The following is a 26,545-nucleotide window of genomic DNA, read 5'->3' on the forward strand; positions in this document are numbered from 1 at the left end:
TTTATTTTGTGGAACGTACTAATTCAACAGAGAACTTGGCGGTACAGCCATCAGAAGTGATGGTTCTTGTTCCTTTGATCTTGTTGTCTGAAATATCATTAAGAAGAACGCTCATTTCTACATTCTTTTTGGCCGTAGAATCTGTTTTAAAAGACAGTCTGATCTCATTATTTTCAAACTTGCCTGTATACAGCCTTACCAGATTATTATTATTGATAATTTTGGTAATAGGCTGGGTGGAATCATTATCGAATTCCCAGATGTCCGTACGCTGGTCTCCTACAGCATATTCACTGCAGTTAGACTCTGTACAGATAACTTTTCCATTCCATGGGCCGGAAATTTCAGTGGGCCATGTTGCAATAACTACGGAATCTTTTTTAGCAAAAATACTGTCTCTCATTTTCAGAAGAGACTGATATTCGGACTCTTTTTTAGCGAATATTTTTTCTTTTTCTAATAATTGTTTTTCCCGGTCTGTCAGGTTCTTTTCTTTCTCTTTGTAATCACAGCTTACCAAAAGGAAAGAGGCGGTCAGAAATAAAAATAATGTGTTTTTCAGCATATTGTATAGGTTGGAGTATACAATATAAGAAAAATGAAGGGAATATGAAAATAGTCCTGGCAATATTCCTTAGTATTCTAAAGGAATAAAGACAATTCCCGACACATCAAACCCTTGTATATTGGTCTTCCAGACAGGAGATGTTTTTACGATATCGGTGAGTTGTTTTTTGATGGTATCAGCAATATTCAAATTTTTTATTTCTACAAAAGTTGGAACACCATTTGGGTCTATATCTAAAATAAGAACAGAATTCCCTTTCTCTTTTTTCTTATATTTCTTTTCCAGAACCGGATAGATATTTTTTTCAATCCATTGATACAATGCTGCTTCACCACCTGCGAATTCGGGATGCGGAGGTTTATTGTCTTTGAATTTTGGAGGAAGATCCTTTGGATAAGAGGCCAGATTTGAATTTTCTTTGACTAAGGTAAGTACTCCTTTTTTATTGGGACTATAGATTTTATGGTTGATTTTTTCTGTAGTAAGATCAATATCTACAAAATGAATTTCTGTATTGTTCATTCTGTACATACCTCTGTGAGTTTCTTCCCCTGATATTTTTTTAATAAGAGCATTTTCTCTGATAGTATCCCCTTTATTAGGAATCATATATAATTCCTGATCGGTTTCTTTGTCTTTTTTGTTTTGAATATAGATTTTGTAATCAAAGCTTTTCAGTTTGATATCTTCCCTGGGCTCTGCTTTTTGAGAAAAATAAAATGCAGGAAGAAGTAAAACAGTAATGATGGATAGTTTTTGCTTCATGGTTATACTCGTTGTGTTTGGGCAAATGTAATGAAATTCTGATGCTTACCTGTAAATTTTAATTATTCTCGGATTAGAAATAAGCAGATTTACAATGATTCTTCTTCTGGAAAATGATAAACAGGTTTATAATCCTTTCTATTATCTTTCCAGTCAATTTTTATATACTGATCACATGTATCTTCAAAAGTTTTGAACACGTCGAAAAGTATGGCAGAACTTCCTTTTATGGTTTCCCTTTTAATTATTTCTGCTGCCATAATCATTCCTTGTGAGTCTTGCCCTGCAAAATCTGTAATAATATTTTCTTTTTTTGAAAGTACCGAATACAAGCTTAATAATTTTCTTGGATTGCCCGGCAGTCGTTTAATTTTTGTTTTTTTATTGATCCAGTCAATTTCGTAGATCTTTTGAGCATAAGAATTTTTTAAATTTGAATGCTTTTTCAAATATTCCCCAACTGTTATAGGAAAGAATATCCGCCTCCAGTTTGGTTCCCAAACATAATCAACAAATGTAAAGTCTTTGTAGACTAAAGTATTTTTATATTGTGCTTTTCCAGTGAAAATTGCTGTTAGGAATTGTTGTGTAGAATAAGAGTCATTATTTCCTATGTAAATACCAATTGTCTCACCCTTAAGGAGGGTGAATGCAGGAAGTGAAAATATATCATTTGATATTCCTTTACATTCAATTAAAATTTGATTCAAGATTTTGATTTTTAAATAGCTTAATAGCAAAAATAAAAGAACTTTTCAGGAAAAACGATAGTCATTAAGCAACCTTTTGTCTTTTGAACATCTCCGGTTTGTAGTTAATAATAAAAACACCACAAATGATCATGACAGCTGCAAGAATAAATTTGAAAGTCACTTTTTCATCCATAATCAGCCAGCCTAGAAATATGGCAATGATGGTGTTGATATAAGCAAGGATGGAAACCTGAACCGGTGAAATTTTTGTCAATGCATAATGAAAGGCAAAAAAAGCAGCTACAGAACCAAAAACAGAAAGGTATAGCATGGCTGAAATACTTTTAATGGTCCAGCTTCCAAAGTTATAATTTTCAGAAAACAGGAAAGCAAAAATAATCTGAACAACGCCTGCAAATAAGAATTGATAAAACAGGTTTAACGTTATATTTCCGCTCTGAATATTTAATTTCTTTGTGAAAATAGTTCCGGAAGCCCAGCCTGCAATGGCACAGAACAGGAAGATCATACCCATTCTGTAATCGGGGTTGGCAAGATCTTTCAGTCCATCCCAGAAAATAAAAAGAATTCCGCTGAAACAAAGCAAAACACCACTAAGGGCACGCAAACTAAACTTTTGTAATCCTACAGCCACACTTCCCAGAAATACCAGAATAGGTGAGCAGGCACTGATCAATGATGCAAGGCTGCTTGATACCGTTTCTTCAGCTACCGTAGTCATACCGTTGGCAACCACCAGCATCAGAGAAGCGAAAATGATCTGATATCCCAGATTCTTCCATCCAATCCATTTGAATTCCTTTCTTGAAAGAAGAACGATAAGCATGATAACAGAAGCCAGAAACTGTCGGATTCCGGCAACAAACCATGCAGGAATTGTTTCCACAGCCACACGGATGGCCAAAAAAGTTGTTCCCCAAACAATGGCAACAGTGAGAACAGCAAAAATAAGTTTATAATCTTTCAACGTGAATAAAGTGTAACAAACAAATGTAGAGGTTTTAAAATGATTATAATGGGTACAGTTGTTTCAATTTTTAATGATACAGATAAGAAAGGAAATAGTGGTAGGTTTTTGTTTAAATGTTGGATTGTGATTAAAAGAACTTCCTGCTTCCTGCTTCCAACTTCCAGCTTTATTTTTTATCTTTGAACATCTAATAAAATTGAAGATGGTAGGAATTATTATGGGCAGTCAGAGTGATCTGCCGATCATGGAACAGGCTGCAAATTTTCTTAAAAGCCTTGATATCCCTTATGAATTAACGGTAGTTTCAGCACACCGAACACCGGAAAGAATGTTTGATTATGCAAAGACTGCTCAGGAAAGAGGGTTGAAAGTAATTGTGGCAGGAGCTGGCGGAGCGGCACATCTTCCGGGAATGGTAGCAAGCTGTACTACACTTCCGGTAATTGGAGTTCCTATTTTGTCCAGTAATTCAATAGATGGATGGGATTCCGTTTTGTCTATTCTTCAGATGCCTGGTGGAATTCCGGTAGCGACTGTAGCTTTGAACGGTGCTTTGAACGCAGGGATTTTAGCAGCAAAAATTTTAGGAAGCGGTAATGAAGAAGTAGCCGCAAAACTTCAGAAATATCAGGATTCCTTGAAAGATAAAGTATTAGGAACAGTAGATGATATTAAAGCTCAGCATCCTAATCATTTTGACAAATAGTTAATCTTTACATTCAAAATAAAAAGCCTCACTTTCCAGCGAGGCTTCTTTGTTTTATTTCTTAATGAACTTTGAAGAGAGGGTAGTATCTTTCAGAATGAGTTGTAAAATGTAATTTCCTTTTGGTAAAGATCCTACATTAATCATATCCTTATTGGGATTTCCTTCCAGTACAAGTCTTCCACTTGCATCAAAAATTCTATACTTTTTAATATCACTTAATCCTTCAATATGAATATCATCTACCGCGGGATTGGGATATAGTGAAAGTTTTTTATTCAGCTTTACCTCCGATGAAGAGAGTAAACAATTTCCTATTGTATCACCAGACATTGTCCATCCTTTACTGATGAGAATATTCCTTTTATCTGCTGCATTGGAAGCATAAGTCAAAGGAGTTACAATATCTAAATCAACATTATTGGCAGTATTAGGATTATCTGCCCATCCGGCAAGGGTCTTACTGAAATTTTCACAATCCATTCCTGTCTGCATCAAAGCCTGGGCTCCATTATTAACGCTGGCAAGATTCCAGCTTGCAAGGGATTGATTAAAGTTCGGCGTTTCCTTCAGAATCTGGTCTATTCTGGTAACCTTGGTCATGTCCCAATTTTCCAGAGAATGGTTAAAAGCTGTACAGCCATGAATAGCATGGGCCATATTGGTAATTTTAGACGTATTCCAATTATTTAAAGATTGATTGAAACCAGAATCAAAATGAAACATAAAACGAATATCTTCAAGGCTTGAAGTATCCCAGTTATCCATAGGTTGATTGTAGCTTGGGCAAAGCGCAAACATCCATTTCATATCCTTTACATTGGAAACATTCCAGTTGTTCACGGTTTGATTAAAGATTCCTCGTCCTGCAAACATAAAGCTGAGATCAGTTGCTGATGACATATCCCAGCTATTAAGATAAGGAGAATTGAACTGATCAGGAAGCGTAGTATTGATACTGTCAAAAATAAGAGCAAACATAAATCTGAAATTCTTAATCTTTGAAGTATCCCAATTTTGCATAGAACTGTTCCCCGTAAAGCTTTTTGCAGCATAAAACATATACGAAGCATCTTTAACATTATTAAGATCGGGAGTATCCGTGGCTGTAATCTGAATGAGCTTACATTGGCTGAAAGCACTGTTCATAGAGTTCCATGCGATGTTTCCCCATTGTTCTATTTCCAATACTTTATCAGCACTCCCATTGATCTGCCAGATCGGGAAAATCTGGTCCGGAAGCTGAACCTCCTGTACGTCTCCAAATTTTATTTGCTGAAAAACACCATTTCCATTGCTTACTTTTACTCTGTACTTTGCATCATTCTTTTCTGCGATTGATGTACCAAAATCAATAAAAACCTGTTTTGTAGACGTTACATTGGTAAGGGAACCATTATGTTGGGGGAAACCTACTTCCTCCCAATAGATGTCATAGTTTTCACCAATTCCGGGAAACCATATTTGTTGAGTATCTGCCTGATAGGGAGCACTTACAGTGATTGGTTGTATTACCGTAGAAGCAGGCTTCCAGATAGTGATAAATTCATTCTGGGCTTTCGCAACGAATATCAGTAAAATAAAAAAGCCCACCCAAATTTTTTTCAATACCATATTGAGGTTTTATAGTTATTTCTTAATGAATTTTGAAGAGAAGGTGTTTTCTTTCATGATCAGTTGTATCATATAATTTCCTTTAGGCAGGGAGCTTACATTGATGATGTCATTATTGGGATTTCCTTCCTTGACAAGTCTTCCGCTGGCATCATAAATTTTATAGCGCTTTATATCACTTAATCCTTCAACATGAATGTCATCTACTGCAGGATTAGGATATAGCGAAAGTTTTTTACTCAGTCTTACATCTGATGAAGATAATAAGCAACTTCCTACTGTATCACCTATTAATGACCAACCTTTATTGATGAGAATATCCCTTTTGTCCGACACGTTTGAAGCATATTTTAATCCCGTTAGAGAACCTAATGCAATATTGTTGGCTGTATTAGGATTGTTGGCCCATCCCATCAATGTTTTGCTGTAATTTTCACAATTAAGGCCTGACAGTGTTAAAGCACCATTACCATTGATAAGAGAAACTAAGTTCCAGTTTCCTAATGACTGATTGAAACCTGATGCAATATTAAGCATCTGATCTATTCTGGTCACCTTTGTCATATCCCAATTTTCTAAAGACTGATTAAAGGTTGTACAACCATGAAATACATGGGCCATATTGGTCACTTTGGAAGTGTTCCAGTTTAACGGCTGATTGAAAACAGGAATCATATGAAACATAAAATGCATGTCCTCTAAACTTGAAGTATCCCAGTTATCTAGACGCTGATTGAAGCTTGCACACTGGCCAAACATCCAGCTCATATCCGTCACTTTTGAAACATCCCAGCTGTTAAGAGTCTGGTTAAAAACAGTTCTGTTTCCGAACATATAGCTGAGGTTGGTGGCTGAAGACATATTCCAGCTGTCCAGATAAGGGGAGTTGAACTGTTCTATTACGGCAGAAGATGGATTCACATCGAATAAGAGAGAAAGCATAAAACTAAAATTCTTAATTTTCGAAGTATCCCAGTTTTGCATAGAACTGGCTCCCTTAAAGCTGGTTGTACCATAAAACATAAAAGAAGCATCTTCCACATTATTAAGATTGGGAGTATCTGTTGCTGTAAGCTGCATAAGCCTGCACAGGCTGAAGGCGCTTTCCATGGTAGTCCATGAAATATTACCCCATTGTTCTATTTCCAGTATTTTATCTGAACTTCCATTGATCTGCCAGATAGGAATGACTTGCTCAGGACCAGGAAATAGTTGAGGAGTTCCGAATTTTATTTGTCTGAAAGTTCCGTTACCATTCGTAACTTTTACCCTGTATTTTGCATCATTTTTTTCTGCGATTGACGTACCGAAGTCAATAAGAACCTGTTTTGTGGAAGTTACATCGAGAAGGGAACCATTGTGCTGCGGATAGCCTACTTCCTCCCAATAAATGTCATAATTATCACCAATTCCGGGAAACCATATCTGCTGAGTCGTTGCCTGGTAGGGAGCATCTACATTTACTGCGGGTAATACGGTAGAAGCAGGTTTCCAGATGGTGATGAATTCGTCCTGAGCCTTTACAATGAAAGCCAGCAAAAGAAAAATGAGTGTTGGTATTTTGTTTAAAGTCATGATGAATGTTTATCGTTTTCTTGGGTTATTTTTTGATGAATGGGAAAGAATGCATTGTATTCTTCGTGAAAACCTGCAGGATATAATTTCCCGGAGACAAAAGTCTGACGGATATTTCGTTATGCTCCAGCTGGTCTTTAGCAACTGTTCTTCCACTCATATCTGTTATTGTATACCTTACTGCATTCGGAATATTTTTCAGATAAATATGATCTTTTACCGGATTGGGATAGATGGAGGTTTTGTTTTTAATTTCCGTTTCAGAAGTTGAAAGTGTCTGGTTGCATACTCCATTGTAAGTATCACCGGAAATAGTCCATCCTTTATTATTGATTAAATAATTTCTTGCAGCTACAGCATCGGCATGAGAATAAACCAATGGTGCTGCGCTGGATAGATTGATATTATTCGGGGTTGATGGGTTGTAGCTCCATCCATAAAGGGTTTTATCATAATTCAGGCAGCTCATGGCAGAATTGAGAAACATACCGGTTGCTGTTGTTAATGAGCTTAAATCCCATCTTCCAATATTTTGATTAAAAGCAGTGTCATGGAACATTTCGTTCATATTCGTTACGCTTCCCGTGTTCCAGTTTTGTAGATCCTGATTGAAATTTTCTGAATCATGAAACATATGCTCCATGGTGGTAACTTTAGCTGTGTTCCATTTATTCAAAGGTTGGTTAAATCCTGTGTAATCAAACATATAAGACATATCTGTAACATTCGAAGTATCCCAGTTTCCCAATGGTTGGTTGAAAAGATTATCATCACCAAACATATAATGCATATCTGTAATGGTGGAGGTATTCCATGTATTGAAAGAAGAATTACCAATAAGTGAAATGCATAAATAAAACATCTGACGCATACTGGTAACCATACTGAGGTCTGGAGCATCTGTGGCTGTTACATCCATATTATCGCAGTATACAAAAGCATTGTCAAAACTCTTCCATTTTATATTTCCCCACTGAGCAATTTGAGTGAGTTTGGAACGGTCTGAAGCATTGTAAACCGGGATTGATGAACCATTATAAAATCTTACCTGATCAAAACTTCCGTTTCCATTGCTGATTTTGATTCTGTAACTGGCCTGGGCAGGAGATGGGTTTAATGGTGTTCCTAAGTTGATGATGAATTCAGTGGTTGAAGTTACACTGCTCATTGTTCCGTTATGCTGAGGATATCCTACTTCTTCCCAGTAGACATGAAAGTTGGTTCCTCTTCCTGGAAATTTAATGAGTTGTGCATTCTGAGTTTTCCAGATGGTGATGAACTCATTTTGGGCCTTTGCCATGAGTATCATCAAAAGAAAAATGAGTATTGGAATTTTTTTTAAGATCATGTTTATTGTTTATGGAATTAGTTTTCTTGGGTTATTTTTTGATGAATGAGAATGAATGTACTGTATCCTTTGTGAAAATCTGCAGAACATAATTTCCCGGAGACAAAAGACGGACAGATATTTCGCTATGTCCCAGCTTGTCTTTAGCAACTGTTCTTCCGCTCATATCGGTTATTGTATACCTTATCACATTCTGAATATTTTTCAGATAAATCATATCCGATACAGGATTGGGATACATCTGAGGGGTAGTATTAAGGCTGTAATCTGAAGTTCCCAATTGATGTTCACAGGTGCCTAAATTATCTCCCAGAAAGCTCCATCCTTTTACATTGAGAAGATGATTTCTTGAAGGAGTTGCAGTATCGGAATAAGTTAAGTCTGAAACGATACCAAGGTGAATACTATTGGGAGTATTACCGTTATTAGACCATCCAATAAGGGTGTTACTATAATTTCTGCAGTCTAATCCTGAAGAAGTAAGCATTGAGGCGGCAGTTGTTAAGGAGTTCAGATTCCATTTTTCTAAAGTGTGGTTGTATGAAGTGGTCTCCATTAGCATTAAATCCATATTGGTAACGGTACTGACATTCCAGTTTTCCAGTGAATGGGTGAATTCATAGCAGCCGTGAAGCATGTGTTCCATGTTGACAACTTTAGCTGTATTCCAATTGCTTATATTCTGATTGAAATACGGATTGAAATGAAACATAAAAGACATATCCGTCACGCTTCCCGTGTCCCAGGAAGTCATAGGCTCGTTGTAGCTTACAGCGAGTGCAAACATGAGTGACATATTACCTACTTTGGAGGTATCCCAGCTGTTAATATTTTGATTAAAACTTAAAGCTCCGTTAAATGTTCTGGACATATCGGTTACTTTTGAGGTATTCCAGTGATTGAGTGGCTGGTTGAATTTTGGGGCTAATGAAAAGATACCACTAAGACTTGTTACATTTGAAATATTCCAGGTATTGATTGGTTGATTAAATTCCTTTGCTCCATTGAATATATCAATGATGTTCGTAAGAGACTCTGTATTCCAGTCTTGTAAAGGCTGGTTAAACTTTTCTGCACTCATAAACATCGATTGCATATTGGTAACTTTAGAGACATCCCAGGTTTTTAAAGTTTGATTGAAATGTTTTGAAAAATAAAACATACGGGACATATTGGTAACATTTGATGTGTTCCAGTTATCAATCGGAGAATTGAATGTTGTTTGTGAAAACAGCTCAGACATATCTTGTACAGATGAAGTATCCCAGCTGTTTATTGAATTATTGGATGTGAAATTCTTTGCAGATTTGAACATTCCGGACAGATCTGTAACTTGGGACAGATCGGGTGCATCGGAAGCCGTGAGAGTGATATTAGGACAGTTCGCAAAAGCATTGTTCATTGTACTCCATTGGATATTCCCCCATTGGGAAATCTCAAGCAGTTTATCCATACTTCCATTGTATTTCACTCCTGTAGAAGGTAAATATTCAGTAGAAAGTATTCTGAAAGTCCCATTTCCACCGCTTACTTTTACCTGATAACTGGCTTGCATTGAATTTGGATGTAATGGTGTTCCGAAGTCTATAAGTACCTGCTTTGTGGAAGTAACATTATTCATTGTTCCCTGGTGTGACGGATAACCTACTTCTTCCCAGCTTATGGTAAAATTATTGCCGATAGCAGGAAACCAGATTTGATTGTTCCCTGCGGGATAGGGAGCTGTAACGGATATGGGAACGGTGCTTATAAAGCCGGGCTGCCAAATAGTAATAAACTCATCCTGAGCTTTTGAAAGCTGAAATAATAGAATAAACAGAAGAGAAAAGAGTAGTTTTTTGTACATGTCATTAGTTTGTGAAATAAGCACAGCTAAAATAACAAAAAACTTAATATATTTTTAATGTAAATGTTAAATTTGTAGTATTTTATAAATTTTAATGAATTTATTTAAATAAAAAACTCTCCAAAATGGAGAGTTTACTTTATTCCTGAAGCATATTGTCACGTGTATTTTTCTGGACTGCGATGGCTCCGAAGAGCGCAAGCAAAAAGGCAAATGCATAAAAACCTTTTTCGCTGGGAAGAATGGTGGCATTCCAAAGTCCGATAGCCAATAATACAATAGATGATAATGTGGCAAACCAGCAGATCCCATAATAAATATCTGTCACCTGAATGTTTTCTAACCTGTCACGTACTGCTTTCTGTAACGAAACAACGGCAAACAAACCATAAAGAAGTATGGTGAAATAATATCCTTTTTCATTCAGCAGCATTTCCGCTCTTGCAAGACCAACAATAAAGCCAATCATTCCTGCGCCTAATGCTACCCATGATGCGGCAACGAACGCATTCGATACTCTTTGTTTTTTCATAGTTTAATGTTTTGTTTAAAGGGGCTAAGATATTCATTTTTTATAAATAGAGCCTAAGCACAGGGGAAATATGGGTAAAATACGGGTGATGGTTAATATATTTTAAGTTTTAGCTAAAGCCAGTGAATTTTATTTAACAGCCAACAGATTTATAATTCATCATTCATCATTTATAATTTACTTCCCTAGCCCCGATAGCAGCGGTTACCCCGCAACCAGCGTTGAGGCTCTTCGCCTGGCGTGAGGAGTATGAGCGGATAGCGGGATCAGCTTATAAAAAAACTCCCCAAAATTGGAGAGTCTGTTATTATTGAGTGATATATTCGTAATTATACTGAGCTGAAAGGTTTCCGTTGGCTTCTTTTGAGACTACCTGAGTAGGTAAACCGGCGCTGTTGTATTGTATCGTGGAGGTTCTGGTTTGGTTTTGTATCCAGGTACCGTTACTTTTGTAGCTTATCTTTTCTATCAGATAATTATTGGGGCTCATCACAATGGCTCTGCCCATCATAATTCTAATATACTTATTGAGATTGGTATAGGGGTTCAGTTTATCATCGTAGGAATACACAACTTTAGTACTGTAACTGGATCCTCCACCCTCTGAAATCTCTGAGGAAATATTGTTCCCATTATAAGCATACGTATCAACGATGGGATTGGAACAGTCTGGCGACTGGCAAAGAGATGTAGAGATCACCTGTCCGTTGGTATTATAATTATAGGTAATCGTTCGGTTGTAATCCGGATGAGTGTCGTAGATTGCTTTAACGCTTGCCAGCTGATCTCCGTTATAATTAAAAGCAGAATAGTATTCCAGTGTCTGGTTGGTATTATAATGATTTATCTTTACAGGCTTCCCGTTATTGTATTCAAATGTGGAAGTTCCATAGGCGGACGAAGTTTTTGTAAGCTGCCCCTGACTATTGTATTCAAGGGTTTCTACGCTGGTTTGAGGCTGTAATGGATTATCATAGTAAACTGTAGTGATTTTACTTAATAACATTTTTGGTTCGGAAGGATTATTGGTTCCCTCATTATCATCATTGCTGCAGCTGTTAAGGAATACAACAGCGCTCATTATTCCCAGAAATAAGTAGTTTTTCATGTTATTTTTTTAGTTGACAAAAATAAGGAATTGCTCTGCGGCACTCCATAAAAAATCCCACTATCTTAGAAATAGTGGGATAATATCATATTTTATTTAGATCTTAGTATCTGTAGTATTCAGGCTTGAATGGCCCTTTTACGTCTACTCCGATATACTCAGCCTGCTCAGGAGAAAGAGTTTCCAGCTCTACGCTTAATTTCTTAAGGTGTAAAGCAGCTACTTTCTCATCTAAGTGCTTAGGAAGCATGTATACTTCGTTTTTGTAAGCAGCAGAATTGTTCCATAATTCGATCTGAGCCAAAGTCTGGTTAGAGAAAGAGTTAGACATTACAAAACTTGGGTGACCTGTAGCACATCCTAAGTTTACCAATCTACCTTCTGCAAGGATGATTACTTCTTTTCCTTCGATAGTATAAATGTCTACCTGAGGTTTTACTTCAGATTTAGTCTGACCGTAGTTTTTGTTTAACCAAGCCATATCGATTTCGTTGTCGAAGTGACCGATGTTACAAACGATAGCTTTATCTTTCATTTTAAGGAAGTGTTCTCCTCTAACGATATTGAAGTTACCTGTTGTAGTGATGATGATATCAGCATTATCTACCACAGTGTCTAATCTTTTTACTTCATATCCGTCCATTGCAGCCTGAAGTGCACAGATTGGATCAATTTCTGTAACGGTAACGATAGAACCTGCTCCTCTGAATGAAGCCGCAGTCCCTTTACCTACGTCTCCGTATCCGCAAACTACCACTCTTTTTCCAGCTAACATTACGTCTGTAGCTCTTCTTACTGCATCTACAGCAGATTCTTTACATCCGTATTTGTTATCGAATTTAGACTTAGTTACTGAATCGTTTACGTTGATCGCCGGCATTACCAGAGTTCCGTTTTTCATTCTTTCGTAAAGTCTGTGTACTCCTGTAGTTGTTTCTTCAGAAAGACCTTTGATATCTTTTGTAAATTCAGGGTATTTATCAAAAACCATGTTTGTTAAATCTCCACCATCATCCAAAATCATGTTTAATGGTTTTCTGTCTTCACCAAAGAATAAAGTCTGCTCAATACACCAGTCAAATTCCTCCTCATTTAACCCTTTCCAAGCATACACCGGAATTCCCGCAGCAGCAATAGCAGCAGCAGCGTGGTCCTGTGTAGAGAAAATATTACAAGATGACCAGGTAACTTCAGCTCCTAAAGCTACCAAAGTCTCGATAAGCACAGCCGTTTGGATTGTCATGTGAAGACATCCTGCGATTCTTGCTCCTTTCAGTGGCTGAGATGGTCCGTACTCTTCACGGATAGACATCAAACCTGGCATTTCTGCCTCTGCAAGAGTAATTTCTTTTCTACCCCATTCTGCAAGGGAGATATCCTTAACTTTATAAGGAACGTATTGTGTTGTAGTACTCATATGTAATGAATAGTTTTTAAATTCAATTGATAACGAAAGGCAAAATTACGATTAATAATTAAGATATAAAAACGGCAGATCAAGTTCAGTTTTATGAGATTAAACATGAGTTAATATTATTTAGTCTTAATATAAATAATTAATTTTAGCTGATAAAAAAATATATTATGAACCGTACCCATACAGAAAAGAAAATCAAACCCGTTGCTCCAAAAGTACAGGAACTGATCAATGCTTCAAAAAGTATCATCCTTGCTACTGTAGATGCTGAAGGAAATCCTAATTCAAGCTATGCTCCCTTTGTACAGGTAGATCAAACTTTTTATATTCTGGTCTCTTTCATGGCAAAACATACTAAAAATCTTGCTGACGGAAGAAAAACATCCATTATGTTTATCGAAGATGAATCGGCTACCAAGCAAATCTATGCCCGCGAGCGCCTTACCATTGAAGCAGCAACATCTCAGATTGAAAGAGATTCTGATGTATGGAACACTGTAGTTACCCAGCTTAAAGAAGTTCATGGCAAAGTAGTGGACGTAATTTCTGAAATGGGGGATTTTATTTTAATTGCTCTGCAGCCTGTGAAAGGATCTTATGTAAACGGTTTCGGAAGTGCCTACTTCGTGGATGCCAACCTTGAAATTGTAGAGCATAGAAATGATGTGAATCATCAGGCTAAATAAGTAAGCTGGAGGCTGGGAGAGGGAAGCTAGAGGTTTGTAAAGATTAAGGAAGCAAAGAGTTTGTTTTTTCTCAACGGATTCTTCGGTCTGAAAATTCTTTTTACCACGAATAGTAACTTCGATCTTCCAGCTCCCATCTTCCATTCCTTTTTTCATCAAACGATTTTTCTGACTTTATTTATCTCTTGTTTTTATAACGGATAGTAACTTCCATCCTCCCGCTCCCAGCTTCAAGCTTTTTTTAGTATTTTTGTCTCATATAAAAAAAGAATGCCCCTTTACAGAGATTTTTCAGATGATAATGCCACCATCCTTGTTTGGAAATATGATGAAAGTGAAGAACTTGATATCAACCAACTTCTGGAACCGGAAAATGCTGAGAAGGTAAAAGATTATCATCCCAAGAAATTATTGGAAGTTCTGATGGTACGCAAGCTTCTGAAAGGATTAAAGCCCCATTCTAAGATTTTATATAAAGAAAGAGAGCCTTTTCTTTCTCCCAATGATGCGGAAATTTCTATTACGCATTCTTTTCCCTTTGCAGCCATTGCCATTTCTAAAAACAAAATAGGAATTGATGTTGAAAAGTTCAATCCTAAGATTTTAAGGGTGATCGATAAATTTACCTATGAAAATGAGCGCGGTTTTATTCCTGAAGATAAAGCAGACACTTTTTATACAATTATATGGAGTGTAAAAGAAAGTATGTATAAAATTCACCACTCAAAATATTGGTCTTTAAAGAAAAATTATGAGGTGAAACCTTTCGAGCTGAAGCATCTTCATAAAATAAGCTGCCGAGTATATGACGATCAGTTTTCAGATGAATTCAAAGCCCGGGTAGAGTTTTTCGACGATTACTGTTTTACGATTGTGGAGGAGTAGGATCTGTCTCATTTTTGTATTTTTCGATCACTTTTCTCTGTTCTTTTGCTACATCATAGATCAGCTCCAGAATATCGTGGATGTTTTTAAGCTCTGTTAAATGGGATACTTTATCAGGATCTCTTCTGTCAACGATATCATTTTCCTCAATCTCAGTTTTTCTTTTCAGAATCATATCTTCAATAGAAGAATCTTCCGGCTCAAGACGGCTTTCCATTTTCAACGTTTCATTGATATCATTTCCGTTGAGAAGGGTAGAGGTTTGCTGCATTTCGGCTTCAATCTTTCTGCTCCAGCTTTCAGCATCTATTTCAGGGTATTGCTCATTGCTTTTGGAATATTGAGACAGGGAAGCGGTATAGGCTGTGATCAGATGTGAGGTAGCCACAAACTGATGCACAACTTCCAGTTTTTTCTGCTGATTTTTAGGATCGGAAATCATTCTCTGGAAATTATCGGAAAGGTTGGCCAGAGAAATGATCGCATTTTTTCGTTTTACCTTATAATCTTCAAGGTCAAAATTTCCCTGTAAAAATTTAGAAATCACGCTTTGAAAATAAATAAGATTGTCTGCTGCCGATTTTTTCATCAGATCCAGGTTTTGGGTATGTTCCCAGACCGGAAGCACAATATAAGACACAGCAAAAGCAATGATTCCGGCAATAGCAGTATCGAATATTCTGTCTTTAAAAATAATATTGACTTTCCCGGGATTTAAAAAATTAAAACTCAGGAAAACATAGATCGTCATGAATAATACCGCCCAGAAATACCGTCCTTTCAGAAAACTGAAACACATGATCATGCTGATCAGCAGAATGGCAAATAAAACCCCATTAATATGTACAAAATGCAGAATGGCATACGCAATACTTGCCCCTACAATTGTTCCATAGAGACGAAGAAGGTTTCTCTGTTTGGTGATGGAATAGGCCGGTTTTAAAATGGCCGTAATGGTAATTAATATCCAATACGTGTGTCCCAACCCCAGAAAATCGAACATGGAAAAAACATATCCCAGCAGCAAAGCTGTTGTAATTCTGATGGCATGGCGGAAATGAGAGGATGATAACGAAATATTATTTCTTAAAACCTTGGCATTAAGTTTAGGCTCATTAGGCATGAATTTTTTCAAGTCTAATCCCGTAGATAAACTCTTCGCCAGTTTGATATCCTGTGAAAATACTTTATAGATTTCGTTAATTTCTTTCGTAATTTCATAGATACGCATCAGGATCTGGCGCAGAATCATGAAATTTTCCAGATTGTCAGGAGAAAGCTGTTTATTTCTGAGTTCGAAATAATTGTAGTTTAAGTTCTTTAATTCCAGTTCCAGATTGGACATAGGTTTTGCTCTGATACCGCTTTGTAATGCGATTCCGATATTGGTGATCTCTTCCGCCAAGAGATTAAGATAATCATGGATATTAACAAGGATCATACTGTCCTCAAAACTCTGTTGAAGTTTCTGATAGTCACTTTCAGAGGTCATCAGCTTTTCATGAAGGTCCATGGAATTCAGAAACATCAGCATTAATAAACGGCTGGTGGTTGTAGATTCATTGACGATCGTTCTTGTTTTGAAAACTGTTTCCCTGGTATCTTCCTGCAGGTTTTTTATTTCAATCTGCTTTGCAATAACCTGAGTGGTCAGTTTATTAAAATCCGGATTCTTCTGATAATAATTGGCTTTAATCTTTAAAAACTCAGCCAGCTGAAGATAATTTTCTCCAATCATCTGGCTTGCCAGTTTATACGGACGAATGGTGGTTACAATAAGAAATATGAGTAGAAACCATATACAGCCGCATGCAAAAATCAGCAGACTTTTAAAGATATTACTTCCTGTAAGGTGGCCATCAATAAAGATCGCGAGTACTACAAGTGATAGCGACCCTACAGCGGCCAATCTCTGTCCATAAACACCAATGAGGGAGAAAAACATCCCGAAAACAATGACCTCCAGCAATACCAGTACTTTGATATTCATCACAAGACTTGCAATGAGCGCTACAAATACAAAACAGCAGATGGCAAAAGTAAGAGCATTTCTTCTTCGGATAAAAGGTCCGGGCTGGTCGGTAAGTGCTACAAAGCTGGTTCCTAGCGGAAAAAGGAAATATTCTTTTAAAATCCCAAAGTGGGCGAGGACTAAACAAGGCAGAACAGTAGCTAGTGTAATTCTGATGGCAGAATATACATACTGACTGGTTACAAATTTTTTTAGTTCCGCCGAATAGTTCATACTACAAAAATAGCTATTGAATTTAAGAAAATCGCCATAAAAAAGAGACTTTTCTCAACTTAAATGTTATATTTTTTTAATGAGATCTTATTGTATTTAAAATAAACTGACATAAGAAGCAGATTGATGATTCATAATTCATACATATCAATTTTAACACAACAGCTAACAAATCTTGTTCCATGAATTCTTACTTTAGCTTATCTCAACTTTTAAGTAACAGTTTCATGAAAAATATTATTAAAAATCTCTTCTTTATATTCTTCTCTTTTTTCATTCTGAGTTGCGGCTCACAGAATAAGGAAAGTTTTAAAGCAAAGAAAATATATGAGTCCAGTAATCTGATCATCACCCAGATTTCAGAAAATTCTTTTATTCATACTTCCTTTAAGCAGACGAATGACTTCGGGAATGTACCTTGCAATGGATTGATTGTGAAAGATCATCTAGAAGCTATTGTTTTTGATACTCCCACTGATGATAAAAGTTCAGAAGAATTGATACAATGGATTGAAGGGAAGTTGCATGCAAAAATCAAAGCTGTCATTCCCACTCATTTTCATGATGACAGCTTAGGAGGATTGATGGCGTTTCACAAAAATGGTATTCCCTCTTATTCATATGTGAAAACAATTGAATTAGCGAGAGAGAATAATTTTGCTATTCCTGAAAATGGTTTCAATGATTCTGTTGTTTTGAAAGTAGGGAACAAAGATGTTATGGCAAAATTTTTTGGAGAAGGGCATACAAAAGATAATGTTGTTGGATATTTCCCGAGCGAAAATATTCTTTTTGGCGGATGTTTGTTGAAAGAGCTAGAGGCAGGCAAAGGATATCTGGGGGATGCAAATGTTTCTGCATGGTCTGGTACTGTTGAAAAAGTTAAGAAAGAATATCCCCATGTGAAAATTGTAATTCCGGGACATGGAGAATCTGGAGATGGAAAGCTCCTGGATTATACCATTGCACTGTTTAAAGGTCAATAGTGAATTTTTGCTTCGCAAAGTGAATGGTGAATGGTTATAGTATGTGAAATTGACAAGCGTAGCGGATTGACGATTGACAATTGCTCTTTCCTATTTTCAATAGTGAATTTTTGCTTCGCAAAGTGAATGGTGAATGGTTGTAGTATGTGAAATTGACAAGCGGAGCGAATTGACGATTCACAATTGCCCATAAAAAAGCCTCATTACAATGTATGAGGCTTTTTTATATAGCTGTTGCTCTTTTTTAACGATCGTTATTGGATGTTTCTTCTCCAATGTTCCAGGTAAGACCGAAACGAAGAGTGTTATCCAATGCACTGTTGATTTTAGACATATTGATCAAATAAGAAAGATCCAGTCCGAAAGAACGGTATCTTAAGCCGACACCCGCTGTTGCAAACTGTCTTGCTCCCTGCTCTTCACTTTCGTGGAAGTAACCTCCTCTTACAGAAAAAGCATTGTCATAAGAATATTCTAAAGCACCACTGTACATGATACTGTTTTTATTTTTGAAAGATTTTCCGATACCAGCCATTGGTCCTACATTCGGGATTTGATAAATAGGCTGTCTTGTATTCGGATCTATTCCTGCATACTCAGATCCTGGAACCAAAAGTTTTGATCCTTCTACAGAAATTCCAACTCTGTTCATATCATCCAGGTACATATCGTATCCAACCCCTAATCTTGCCATTGTAGGAAGATAAGATCTTGATTCTTCATTTCCTGTATAATCCAGTTTCGGACCTAAGTTCTGAATAGCGATACCGGCATTCACTTTACCATCATATCCACCGATACTTGAGAATCGTGGAGAGGTATAGTATCCTGAAACGTCTACCGCAAAAGAGTTTGCTGCTTTAAGCGTAGTATCAGTGTTGAATCCTCCGGCTAAGTCTGAACGGATGAATCTACCGGTAACGGCACCGGAGAATGAATCAGAAAGTTTCAAAGCGTAGGCAACGTCAATAGAGAATTCGTTTGGTTTTGATGTACCCATTGAAGCAATTTCTGTACCTACCAGCTGAGTCAGGTCTACCTGTCCCATATTGAAATAATAGATACTTGCAGAGATGGTAGATCTTTCTTCCTGCCCCAAAAACTTATGAAACGAAGCATATAATAAGAATACATCATTGGTAAGTTTTCCCATGTAAGGCGTATAGTTAAGACCTACGGAAGAACTTGTCCTGCTGAAGGGATATTTAGCCGCATTCCAGAATTGTGAAAAGGCATCCGGAGAGGTTACCACACCTTGATCTCCCATACCTCCCGATCTTGCATCAGGTGCAATTCTTAGGAAAGGAGCTCCGGTAAGAACTGGGTTTACTTTACCTAAATCTTGCGAATAGCCTAAAAAACCAGCACTCAAACCAAATCCTAAAAGCAGTTTAGTAGTTAAATTCATATGTTGTCTTTTATATATTATCAGTTTTTTATTAATATTATTGTCTATGTTCTATTTTATTATTTCAAAAGTACCATTTTTTCTACAGCTGTAGCACTTCCTTTGCATTTTTCTTGATTTTGACTTTTTGCAAATATCTTAAAAATATACGTACCTTTTGCTACCGTAGACCCAAAATCATCTCTTCCGTCCCATTCTATTGCCTGACGAGGGGTTCTAAAGCCCTGTAGGAACGGTTCTGCGACTACTGGTTGCGATAAAGTTCTTACGAGTCTTCCGGTTATAGTATAAATTTGTACGTTCACATCCAGAATGTCATCACAATTGTGTTCAAACTGAATATATGTTTTATTGGTAAATGGATTTGGCCAGTTCAGCGGACGGTTGATTGTCAGGTGTTGGTCAGATTCATCTTTAACTTCAAAATTTAACGTAGCAGTTGTGGAATTATTGTTTATATCCCAAACTTTAAATGTTAATTGATGTTGCCCTATGGCAAGATTTCTGAAAGGATAGGTTACATTCCCTTTTTGATACTCTGCAAGACTAGGATTTAAACATCCGTTTCCTTCTCCTGCTGCATAGAAATCATTCAAAACAACAGTATTAATAATCTGCCCGTCAAGATATACTGTAATATCGTGACCTACTCCTGATCCTGTTGAGTTGATTCCTGTATCATCCGTAAGGCAGGCAAGAAGCATAGGGTTCTGGTTGGTAATACCACCATCTGCAAAGTTGGTGTTATTCATATACAGCTTTACTTTTGGAGGTTGATTATCATTAATTCCGTTAGGATTAATATCACCTACCTGTACAGCCTGGTTATTGAAAACATCTGTTGATTTGTTGTCTGCATAGGCTAGTATTCTTCCCTGGCCTACAGCATAGTTAATATCTTTAGGAACATAAAACTCAGCAGTGAATACTCCGTTTACCGCAGTTCCGGCAGATTTTACGATGGCACTTCCTTCTTCAGTATAATCTAAAACCGGAGTTAACACGCCACTGTTATTTAATGTTTTCTTGTTTAATCTTTTATCAAAAATATTGATGCTGACTTTTCCGTTGAAGGTATTATTCAATGTTCCGTTTGGATTATTGATGTGTCCTTTTATCTTTACAAAATCCAACCCTCTTATCAGTCCTGGAACCGGAGTTTCAATATTATCAATGACTAAAAGTCTTTGTGGTCTGCTTAATTTCATAGCAGGGTCACCCAATAAGTTTACTTTTAAGTGATTGCTGTTTGGCCCTTTTTGTTTTTTAGCAATTAAGTGAGCATTTCCTAATGAATTAAAATCATCGTTGGTTAATTTAAAAATATTCTGAGTAAATGTATTGGTAAAATCACGTCCATAATCTACCCCAATAGCACGGCTGGAAGTAATCATTGTGGAAACACCTCCCTGCTTCATCTTAATAAACTGTTCCCCTACAGAGTTGGTGGATGGTTCATCCCATAATGTAAATTCGCAAGTGATGGTAGAAACGAATGGGAATCTGCTGTATACATTAGAGAAATTGTTGGCATTCTGAACCTCACTACTCGTCAGAACTCTTTCCTGTGCCCAGCCATTGATTCCTCCATGTCCGAAATAGAACAGATATAAACTGTTTCCGATAGCATTGGAAATCGCCTGATTTACCTGTGGATATCTTCGCCCTCCAGAGGTACTCTGAGCGGTAAAGGCATCCATATATAATTTTTTGACGTTATATTCTTTAAGATCCGTCTGGCCTGGCTGCTCAAATATACTCACCAGAGAATTGTTCATTACGTTATGAAACGGACCTCCACCTTCATCATTATCATCTACAACAAAGTCAAGCCTCATACGCCAGTCTCCGAAAGGACTTGACTGTCCCTGAAGAGAATTGTAATAAGCCAGTGTTTTATTGATCATATCTCCGGCTTCACTTACATTGGCTGCAGGAATTCTACCAACAGGCAGATCCGGTAAGTTATTTTCAATTAATAGCGTGGTCTGCGGTTTGGTCATGACGATATAATCATCCGTCACGAATGATGAAACGTAGTCTGAAGACTGCTCACTCTGATAGCTGGCAACAACGTTTGAATTATTCGGAACCCTGTTTTTATAATCATATGAAGCATCCCCCAGAATAAATACATACTGAAGTCTGCCCAGCGGAGTGTTCAGTTTGCTGACAAAGTCTCTTATTGCAGTAAGATCTTTACTTCCGCTGCCATATTCCTCATAGATTTTGTTAATGTCAACAATTTCTACCTTATAGTTATGGTGAGTCTGATGATAGCTGGCAAGTCGCTGTGCCTGTCCCATCATTTCAGGTACGGTAAGGATGAGATAATCTACATTTTGTATGGCAGAAAGATTCTGGTTGGAAATTCTTCCTACAAACTGAGGACTGAAAGCTGCATCAGCACGGAAAGCAACAAACTCATTGTTGAAATTCTGATCAGCAGCGGTATAGGCAAAGTTGAAAGAGCCGGCTCCTGCTTTATTCACTCTTCGGTTTGCATTGGTAATATCCGTAACGTCCCATACCTGTTCAACATTAGCAGCATTACTGATACTGAAACCATAGGTTGTATTACTTCCACTTACAATCGAATAATCCCTGAAATTCATCTGTGAACCATTGAACGCAAGATTTTCTTTATACTGAACCTCTACATAATCAAAATAGAAGGTTCCATTTGGATTTTTGGAAATATCAGGGTTATAAACCAGTGTAAACTGGTTTCCGGTAAGATTGGTGAGTGTTCCGGAATATGTTACAGGATAAAAGGTATACTGATAACTTGATGTATCCGTAGGGATAACCTGTATCGGATGCGGATTTAAATTGTTGATCTTAAAATCAACAGTATTCTGTTGTGAATTATAGGCTACAACCTGAGTTCTGTATCGTATCACATCATTCGCCTGTATAGGTGAATTGGTAGTAAGTGTTACTGTTTTTTCATTAGTGAAAGGCGTATCTTCTACCCATGTTCTCCCAACCTTTAACAGGTTTTTCTGATCTTTATTGATCACCTGGTAATTGTCATACCTTGTAATCATCTGGGCAGGAAGGTTTCCGTCAACAGTCGGAACTCTTTTTCCCGTACCTTTATCAAAATTGATATAATAATAAGAGAAATCTTCATAGATGTTTTTCACATTATTACTTCTCTCACTGAATCGGGTATCGTGTCTTTTAAAACCATTTCCATTGGCTGTATCATAAAGGTTGTATCCGTCCGGGCCTTGCGCATAGAAAAGAGCATAGTCATTATCATTCCATACCCCATCATCTTCACCTACTACCTGAATGGCATTTTCCTGTAAAGCACCATATCTTGGATCCTGATTGTATTCAGGAAGCATTACCCCTCCGTTTCCGTAAATTCGGAAGTTTTTAGGATTTACAGAACTCGGATTGATTCCATTATCTCTTAAAAACTGTGAAGTGATTTTGAATACTCCGGACTTGTCTACCTTTATTTTGTAGAAGTTTCCACTGGATAAAGGATTGGCAGTAGTTCCTATTTTATTAACCGTTCCTGTAGTATTGATAAAAGAAGAAGCTTCCGAAACATTAAATGAAGACAACCTCTGAACACGGCCCTTTATATTTTTAAATAAAGCAATGCTAATGCTGGCATAGCTTTCACCGTTTAAAGTATAATATGAAACATCGGCTACATCATAATCAGGAAGTCTGCCTTTATCCAGCTCAAACAAATCCTGATTGGAAACACCTTCCCAAACAAGGTCTGAAATTTTCAGCTGCTTTTCTCCAATTTTTTGTTGGGTTACTATAAAAACATTATTTTGGCTGAAAGAAAAACCTTCATTTTTAAAATTGGGAAGATTTAATTTTGTGTCACCAAAATCCTGGATTTTAGAACCATTCCATTCTATGGTGTTTCTCTGGGCGTAAAGTGTTGATGCAAAAGCGATTAAAGATAAAAGAGTTATTTTTCGTCTCATGTTTACTATTGAAATTGCTAAATTACAAAATAAATCAAAATTTTAGAATTAAATTGCGATACAATAAAATTAATTTGTTAACGTTTTTCAAAAAAATCAAATGTTTACTTGATTTATTGAATAATTTATTTTTTCTTTGTACTTTGAAAATATTTATATCGACTATGAAAAAACTAAAGTTGTTTTCATTAATAGCATTAAGTTCTACACTTGCATTAACCAGTTGTGGCGGATCAGGAACCAGCAAAGGTGGCGGTACCAAAAAATTTGTCAGTAAAACAGGTTGGAAACCAAACGAAAAACAAGGTTGGTTTTTTGCAGGAAAGCAACAAAAGCAGAAGGGGTGGCCTGGAATGGTATATGTAGAAGGTGGAACTTTTACAATGGGATTAGTGAAAGATGATGTTATGCACGATTGGAATAACACGCCTCGCAGAATGCAGGTAAGTTCATTCTTTATCGGTGAAACTGAAATTACTAACTACGAATACCGCGAATACCTTACATGGTTGAAGTATGTATTCCCACCAAGTGACCCGAGTTTTAAGGAAATCTATAACGGTGCTTTGCCGGATACCTTATTATGGGACAACAAATTAGCAAGAAACGATTATAATGAAACTTATCTGCGTTCTCCGGAGTTTGATTACTATCCGGTAGTAGGAGTTTCCTGGACCCAGGCAAACAGATACTGTGAATGGCTGTCAGACAGAGCGAACGAAAAAGCTTTGATGCAGGCTGGTATTATTGCTAAAGATTTGTATATCAACGAATCTAACAACCAGGGAGGTACTGCTTTCAACATGGATAAATTCAAATCGAATGATCCTGAAATGCAAGGGTATATCAACGAGAAAAGAATGCAGCAAAAAACAGGTATGAAAACTACCAACCAGAGATTGCTTGCTGCTAACAGGGCTCCTAATTCTGCAATGGTGCAGAAGTTCAGACTTCCTACTGAAGTAGAGTGGGAATATGCAGCTCTTGGTATGGCTAAAACCAGAGAATATAACCAATATCTAGGTAAAAAACCTGAAATCGAAAGATTAAGAGGTACTAAAGGAAGAGACAGAGGAATGTTCCTTGAAAACTTCAAAATGGGTAAAGGTGACTACTCAGGTATCGCTGGATGGAAGAATGACGGTTCTGCTCAAACTTCTGACGTAAGACAATATCCTTCTAATGATTTAGGAGTGTATGGTATGTACGGAAACGTTGCTGAATGGACGGCTGATGTTTACAGACCAATCATTGATGAAGATTACAACGATTTCAACTATTATAGAGGTAACATGCCTCAGGCAATTGTAAGAAACGGAGACGGTACTTATAAAATGATCGACGAAGGTACTATCAAATATGATACTTTGGCTGACGGAAGATTAGTTTACAAAGGACTTCCTGGACAATTTGAAAGACAGACTATCGCTGACTACAGAAATTACAGAGATGGTGACAGACAATCTTCTTTAGAATATTACAGAGCTTCTGATTCTGCTGCCGGATTCGATATGTACAACGCTCCTAAGAAAAGCTTTGTTGTAGATGGAACAGGTAGAGTGAAATTACAGAAAGATACCAAAGAGAGAACTTCAGGAATTTCTAACGAGGTTAGAGTGGTGAAAGGAGGTTCTTGGCAGGATACAGCGTATTGGCTGGATCCGGGACAAAGAAGATATAAAAATCAAAACAGAGCTTATGGTTGGGTAGGATTCCGTGTTGCACAGGATGCTAGAACTAACGATAAGAGTAGAACTAGAAGATAATATTTATCAAAAAATACTTATAAAAAACCTTCCGAACTTTCGGAAGGTTTTTTTATTTTTGAACCATGAAATCGCTTCGGTTAAAAAGTCTAAAACACTCATGTAGATTTGGCGATTGCATGTGACCACTTTAAAAAAAATATATATTTCCAAATGAATATAGAACAGTTTTATCCTTTATTTCTGCAGGCCGCAAAAGTGACCATTGACAGCAGAAAAATAGCACAGAATGATATTTTCTTTGCTTTTTCCGGTGAGAATTTCAATGCAGCTACTTTAGCAGAAAAAGCCATTGATGATGGAGCTTTGGCCGTGATTGTTGAACTTCCGGAATTTGAAAACAACGATAAAAACATTTTCTATGTTCCGTCTACCCTTGAGTTTTTGCAACAGTTGGCTATTTATCATAGAAGCAAGCTTAGCATTCCTTTTATAGGACTTACGGGAAGTAATGGTAAGACTACCACAAAAGAACTTATTCATGCGGTTCTTTCTGAAAAATTTAATGTTCAGTATACATTTGGAAACCTGAACAATCACATCGGAGTTCCGTTAACAATTCTTTCCATTAAACCGGAGCATGAAATGGCTGTGATTGAAATGGGAGCCAACCATCAGAAAGAAATAGAATTTCTGTGTACCCTTGCTCAACCTGATTTTGGCTATATTACCAATTTTGGAAAAGCCCATTTAGAAGGGTTCGGAGGTTTTGAAGGCGTCATTAAAGGAAAGTCTGAACTGTATGATTATCTTAAAAACAATAACCGAACTATTGTTGTTAACGAAAATGATCCTATTCAGGTAGAAAAAACTGAAAACTATTCACCTAAAATTACTTTTGGAAAAGATACATCCGATTATAATTTTGAATCTTTTTCAGAAGAACATTTTGTAGGGTTGACTTATCAGGGAATAAAAGCCGTTTCAAAGCTGACCGGAGAGTATAATTTTACCAACCTTTGTGCAGCTGCAAGCCTGGGTCTTCATTTCGGAATTGGTTTTGACAAAATACAACACGCACTGGAATTTTATACCCCTACCAATATGAGATCTCAGGTGGTGAAAAAAGAAGGAAGGACTTTGGTTCTGGATACGTATAATGCAAACCCAAGCTCTATGACCGCTTCGTTGAATAACTTTATCAGTTTTGAAGGTACTACAACCATTATCATTGGAGATATGCTGGAATTGGGTGATGAAAGCGAGAAAGAGCATCAGAACATCTTAAAACTGGCTCAGGATCTTCATTTCAATGAAATTATTACTGTGGGAAAACATTTTAAAGCCGTTAATCCTTCAAATCTTGCTTTTGAAAATACAGCAGAGCTGATAGAATATTTGAAACAAAATAGAATTCAGTCCGAAAACATCTTGTTGAAAGGGTCTAGAGGAATTGCTCTGGAGAAGTTGATTGACTTTATTTAATGCAGTAAGGAAGCTGGAGG

20 protein-coding genes are annotated in these 26,545 nt (G+C 36.9%); 6 read left to right on the top strand and 14 right to left on the bottom strand.

The annotated features are described in order from the left end of the window. Nucleotide 1: 1 nt before the first annotated feature. The 4 genes from JOE44_RS23895 to JOE44_RS23910 form a co-directional block, all read right to left on the bottom strand. Nucleotides 2-565 (bottom strand): hypothetical protein, encoded by a 564-nt coding sequence (locus JOE44_RS23895; protein ID WP_209788438.1) that lies wholly within the window; start codon nt 563-565, stop codon nt 2-4. A 69-nt stretch (nt 566-634) separates the two neighbouring features. Beyond that, nucleotides 635-1,333, bottom strand: a complete 699-nt coding sequence (locus JOE44_RS23900; RefSeq protein ID WP_209788441.1) for a hypothetical protein — start codon at nt 1,331-1,333, stop codon at nt 635-637. 89 nt (nt 1,334-1,422) lie between these two features. Next, the gene (locus tag JOE44_RS23905) at nt 1,423-2,043 is read right to left on the bottom strand and encodes a hypothetical protein (protein WP_209788444.1); all 621 of its coding nucleotides are present in this window, start codon (nt 2,041-2,043) and stop codon (nt 1,423-1,425) included. A 64-nt stretch (nt 2,044-2,107) separates the two neighbouring features. Continuing rightward, nucleotides 2,108-3,013 carry an EamA family transporter gene (locus tag JOE44_RS23910; protein WP_209788447.1) on the bottom strand — a complete coding sequence of 302 codons (906 nt, stop codon included), beginning with the start codon at nt 3,011-3,013 and terminating at the stop codon, nt 2,108-2,110. Between the two features lie 205 nt (nt 3,014-3,218). Here JOE44_RS23910 and purE point away from each other — a divergent pair, with 205 nt between their 5' ends. Next, nucleotides 3,219-3,722, top strand: a complete 504-nt coding sequence (gene purE / locus JOE44_RS23915) for a 5-(carboxyamino)imidazole ribonucleotide mutase (protein WP_034699885.1) — start codon at nt 3,219-3,221, stop codon at nt 3,720-3,722. A 54-nt stretch (nt 3,723-3,776) separates the two neighbouring features. Here the strand turns inward: purE and JOE44_RS23920 are convergent, their stop codons facing one another. The 7 genes from JOE44_RS23920 to ahcY all read right to left on the bottom strand — a co-directional run bounded on the left by JOE44_RS23920 (nt 3,777) and on the right by ahcY (nt 13,162). Further along, nucleotides 3,777-5,336: a BspA family leucine-rich repeat surface protein gene (locus JOE44_RS23920; protein ID WP_209788450.1), complete on the bottom strand. Its 1,560-nt coding sequence runs from the start codon at nt 5,334-5,336 to the stop codon at nt 3,777-3,779. Nucleotides 5,337-5,351: 15 nt separating this feature from the next. After that, nucleotides 5,352-6,911, bottom strand: a complete 1,560-nt coding sequence (locus JOE44_RS23925; protein WP_209788453.1) for a BspA family leucine-rich repeat surface protein — start codon at nt 6,909-6,911, stop codon at nt 5,352-5,354. Between the two features lie 25 nt (nt 6,912-6,936). Beyond that, entirely contained in the window at nt 6,937-8,211 is a 1,275-nt protein-coding gene (locus tag JOE44_RS23930; RefSeq protein WP_209788455.1) for a BspA family leucine-rich repeat surface protein, read from the bottom strand. A 79-nt stretch (nt 8,212-8,290) separates the two neighbouring features. After that, on the bottom strand, nt 8,291-10,105 hold the full coding sequence (locus JOE44_RS23935; RefSeq protein ID WP_209788458.1) for a BspA family leucine-rich repeat surface protein: 1,815 nt from the start codon (nt 10,103-10,105) through the stop codon (nt 8,291-8,293). Nucleotides 10,106-10,244: 139 nt separating this feature from the next. After that, nucleotides 10,245-10,637 carry an inner membrane protein YiaA gene (gene yiaA / locus JOE44_RS23940; RefSeq protein WP_034699887.1) on the bottom strand — a complete coding sequence of 131 codons (393 nt, stop codon included), beginning with the start codon at nt 10,635-10,637 and terminating at the stop codon, nt 10,245-10,247. 307 nt (nt 10,638-10,944) lie between these two features. Beyond that, nucleotides 10,945-11,745, bottom strand: a complete 801-nt coding sequence (locus JOE44_RS23945) for a hypothetical protein (protein ID WP_209788461.1) — start codon at nt 11,743-11,745, stop codon at nt 10,945-10,947. Nucleotides 11,746-11,848: 103 nt separating this feature from the next. Continuing rightward, complete coding sequence (gene ahcY, locus JOE44_RS23950) at nt 11,849-13,162, bottom strand: adenosylhomocysteinase (protein ID WP_047421190.1); 1,314 nt, start codon at nt 13,160-13,162, stop codon at nt 11,849-11,851. Between the two features lie 167 nt (nt 13,163-13,329). On the opposite strand from ahcY, the gene JOE44_RS23955 reads away from it, so the two are divergent. Further along, nucleotides 13,330-13,848 carry a pyridoxamine 5'-phosphate oxidase family protein gene (locus JOE44_RS23955; protein WP_209788465.1) on the top strand — a complete coding sequence of 173 codons (519 nt, stop codon included), beginning with the start codon at nt 13,330-13,332 and terminating at the stop codon, nt 13,846-13,848. Nucleotides 13,849-14,118: 270 nt separating this feature from the next. After that, nucleotides 14,119-14,733, top strand: a complete 615-nt coding sequence (locus JOE44_RS23960; protein WP_209788468.1) for a 4'-phosphopantetheinyl transferase family protein — start codon at nt 14,119-14,121, stop codon at nt 14,731-14,733. Here the strand turns inward: JOE44_RS23960 and JOE44_RS23965 are convergent. After that, entirely contained in the window at nt 14,714-16,978 is a 2,265-nt protein-coding gene (locus JOE44_RS23965; protein WP_209788471.1) for an FUSC family membrane protein, read from the bottom strand. The genes JOE44_RS23960 and JOE44_RS23965 overlap by 20 nt on opposite strands. Nucleotides 16,979-17,205: 227 nt before the next feature. Between JOE44_RS23965 and blaCHM the strand changes: the two genes are divergently transcribed. Continuing rightward, the gene (blaCHM, locus tag JOE44_RS23970; protein WP_209788473.1) at nt 17,206-17,964 is read left to right on the top strand and encodes a CHM family subclass B1 metallo-beta-lactamase; all 759 of its coding nucleotides are present in this window, start codon (nt 17,206-17,208) and stop codon (nt 17,962-17,964) included. 244 nt (nt 17,965-18,208) lie between these two features. Here blaCHM and porV read toward each other — a convergent pair whose 3' ends face one another. Together porV and porU are read right to left on the bottom strand one after the other, a co-directional pair. Continuing rightward, complete coding sequence (porV, locus tag JOE44_RS23975; protein ID WP_105680985.1) at nt 18,209-19,372, bottom strand: type IX secretion system outer membrane channel protein PorV; 1,164 nt, start codon at nt 19,370-19,372, stop codon at nt 18,209-18,211. A gap of 59 nt (nt 19,373-19,431) precedes the next feature. After that, a complete protein-coding gene (gene porU, locus JOE44_RS23980) occupies nt 19,432-23,334 on the bottom strand; it encodes a type IX secretion system sortase PorU (protein WP_209788476.1) in 3,903 nt (1,300 codons plus the stop codon). A 164-nt stretch (nt 23,335-23,498) separates the two neighbouring features. Between porU and gldJ the strand changes: the two genes are divergently transcribed. Both gldJ and murF read left to right on the top strand, forming a co-directional pair. Then, the gene (gene gldJ, locus JOE44_RS23985) at nt 23,499-25,100 is read left to right on the top strand and encodes a gliding motility lipoprotein GldJ (RefSeq protein WP_105680983.1); all 1,602 of its coding nucleotides are present in this window, start codon (nt 23,499-23,501) and stop codon (nt 25,098-25,100) included. Between the two features lie 153 nt (nt 25,101-25,253). Then, nucleotides 25,254-26,525, top strand: a complete 1,272-nt coding sequence (gene murF / locus JOE44_RS23990) for a UDP-N-acetylmuramoyl-tripeptide--D-alanyl-D-alanine ligase (RefSeq protein WP_209788479.1) — start codon at nt 25,254-25,256, stop codon at nt 26,523-26,525. The last annotated feature ends 20 nt before the right edge of the window (nt 26,526-26,545 follow it).

The organism is Chryseobacterium sp. PvR013 (genome assembly GCF_017833095.1).
Taxonomy (GTDB): domain Bacteria; phylum Bacteroidota; class Bacteroidia; order Flavobacteriales; family Weeksellaceae; genus Chryseobacterium; species Chryseobacterium culicis_A.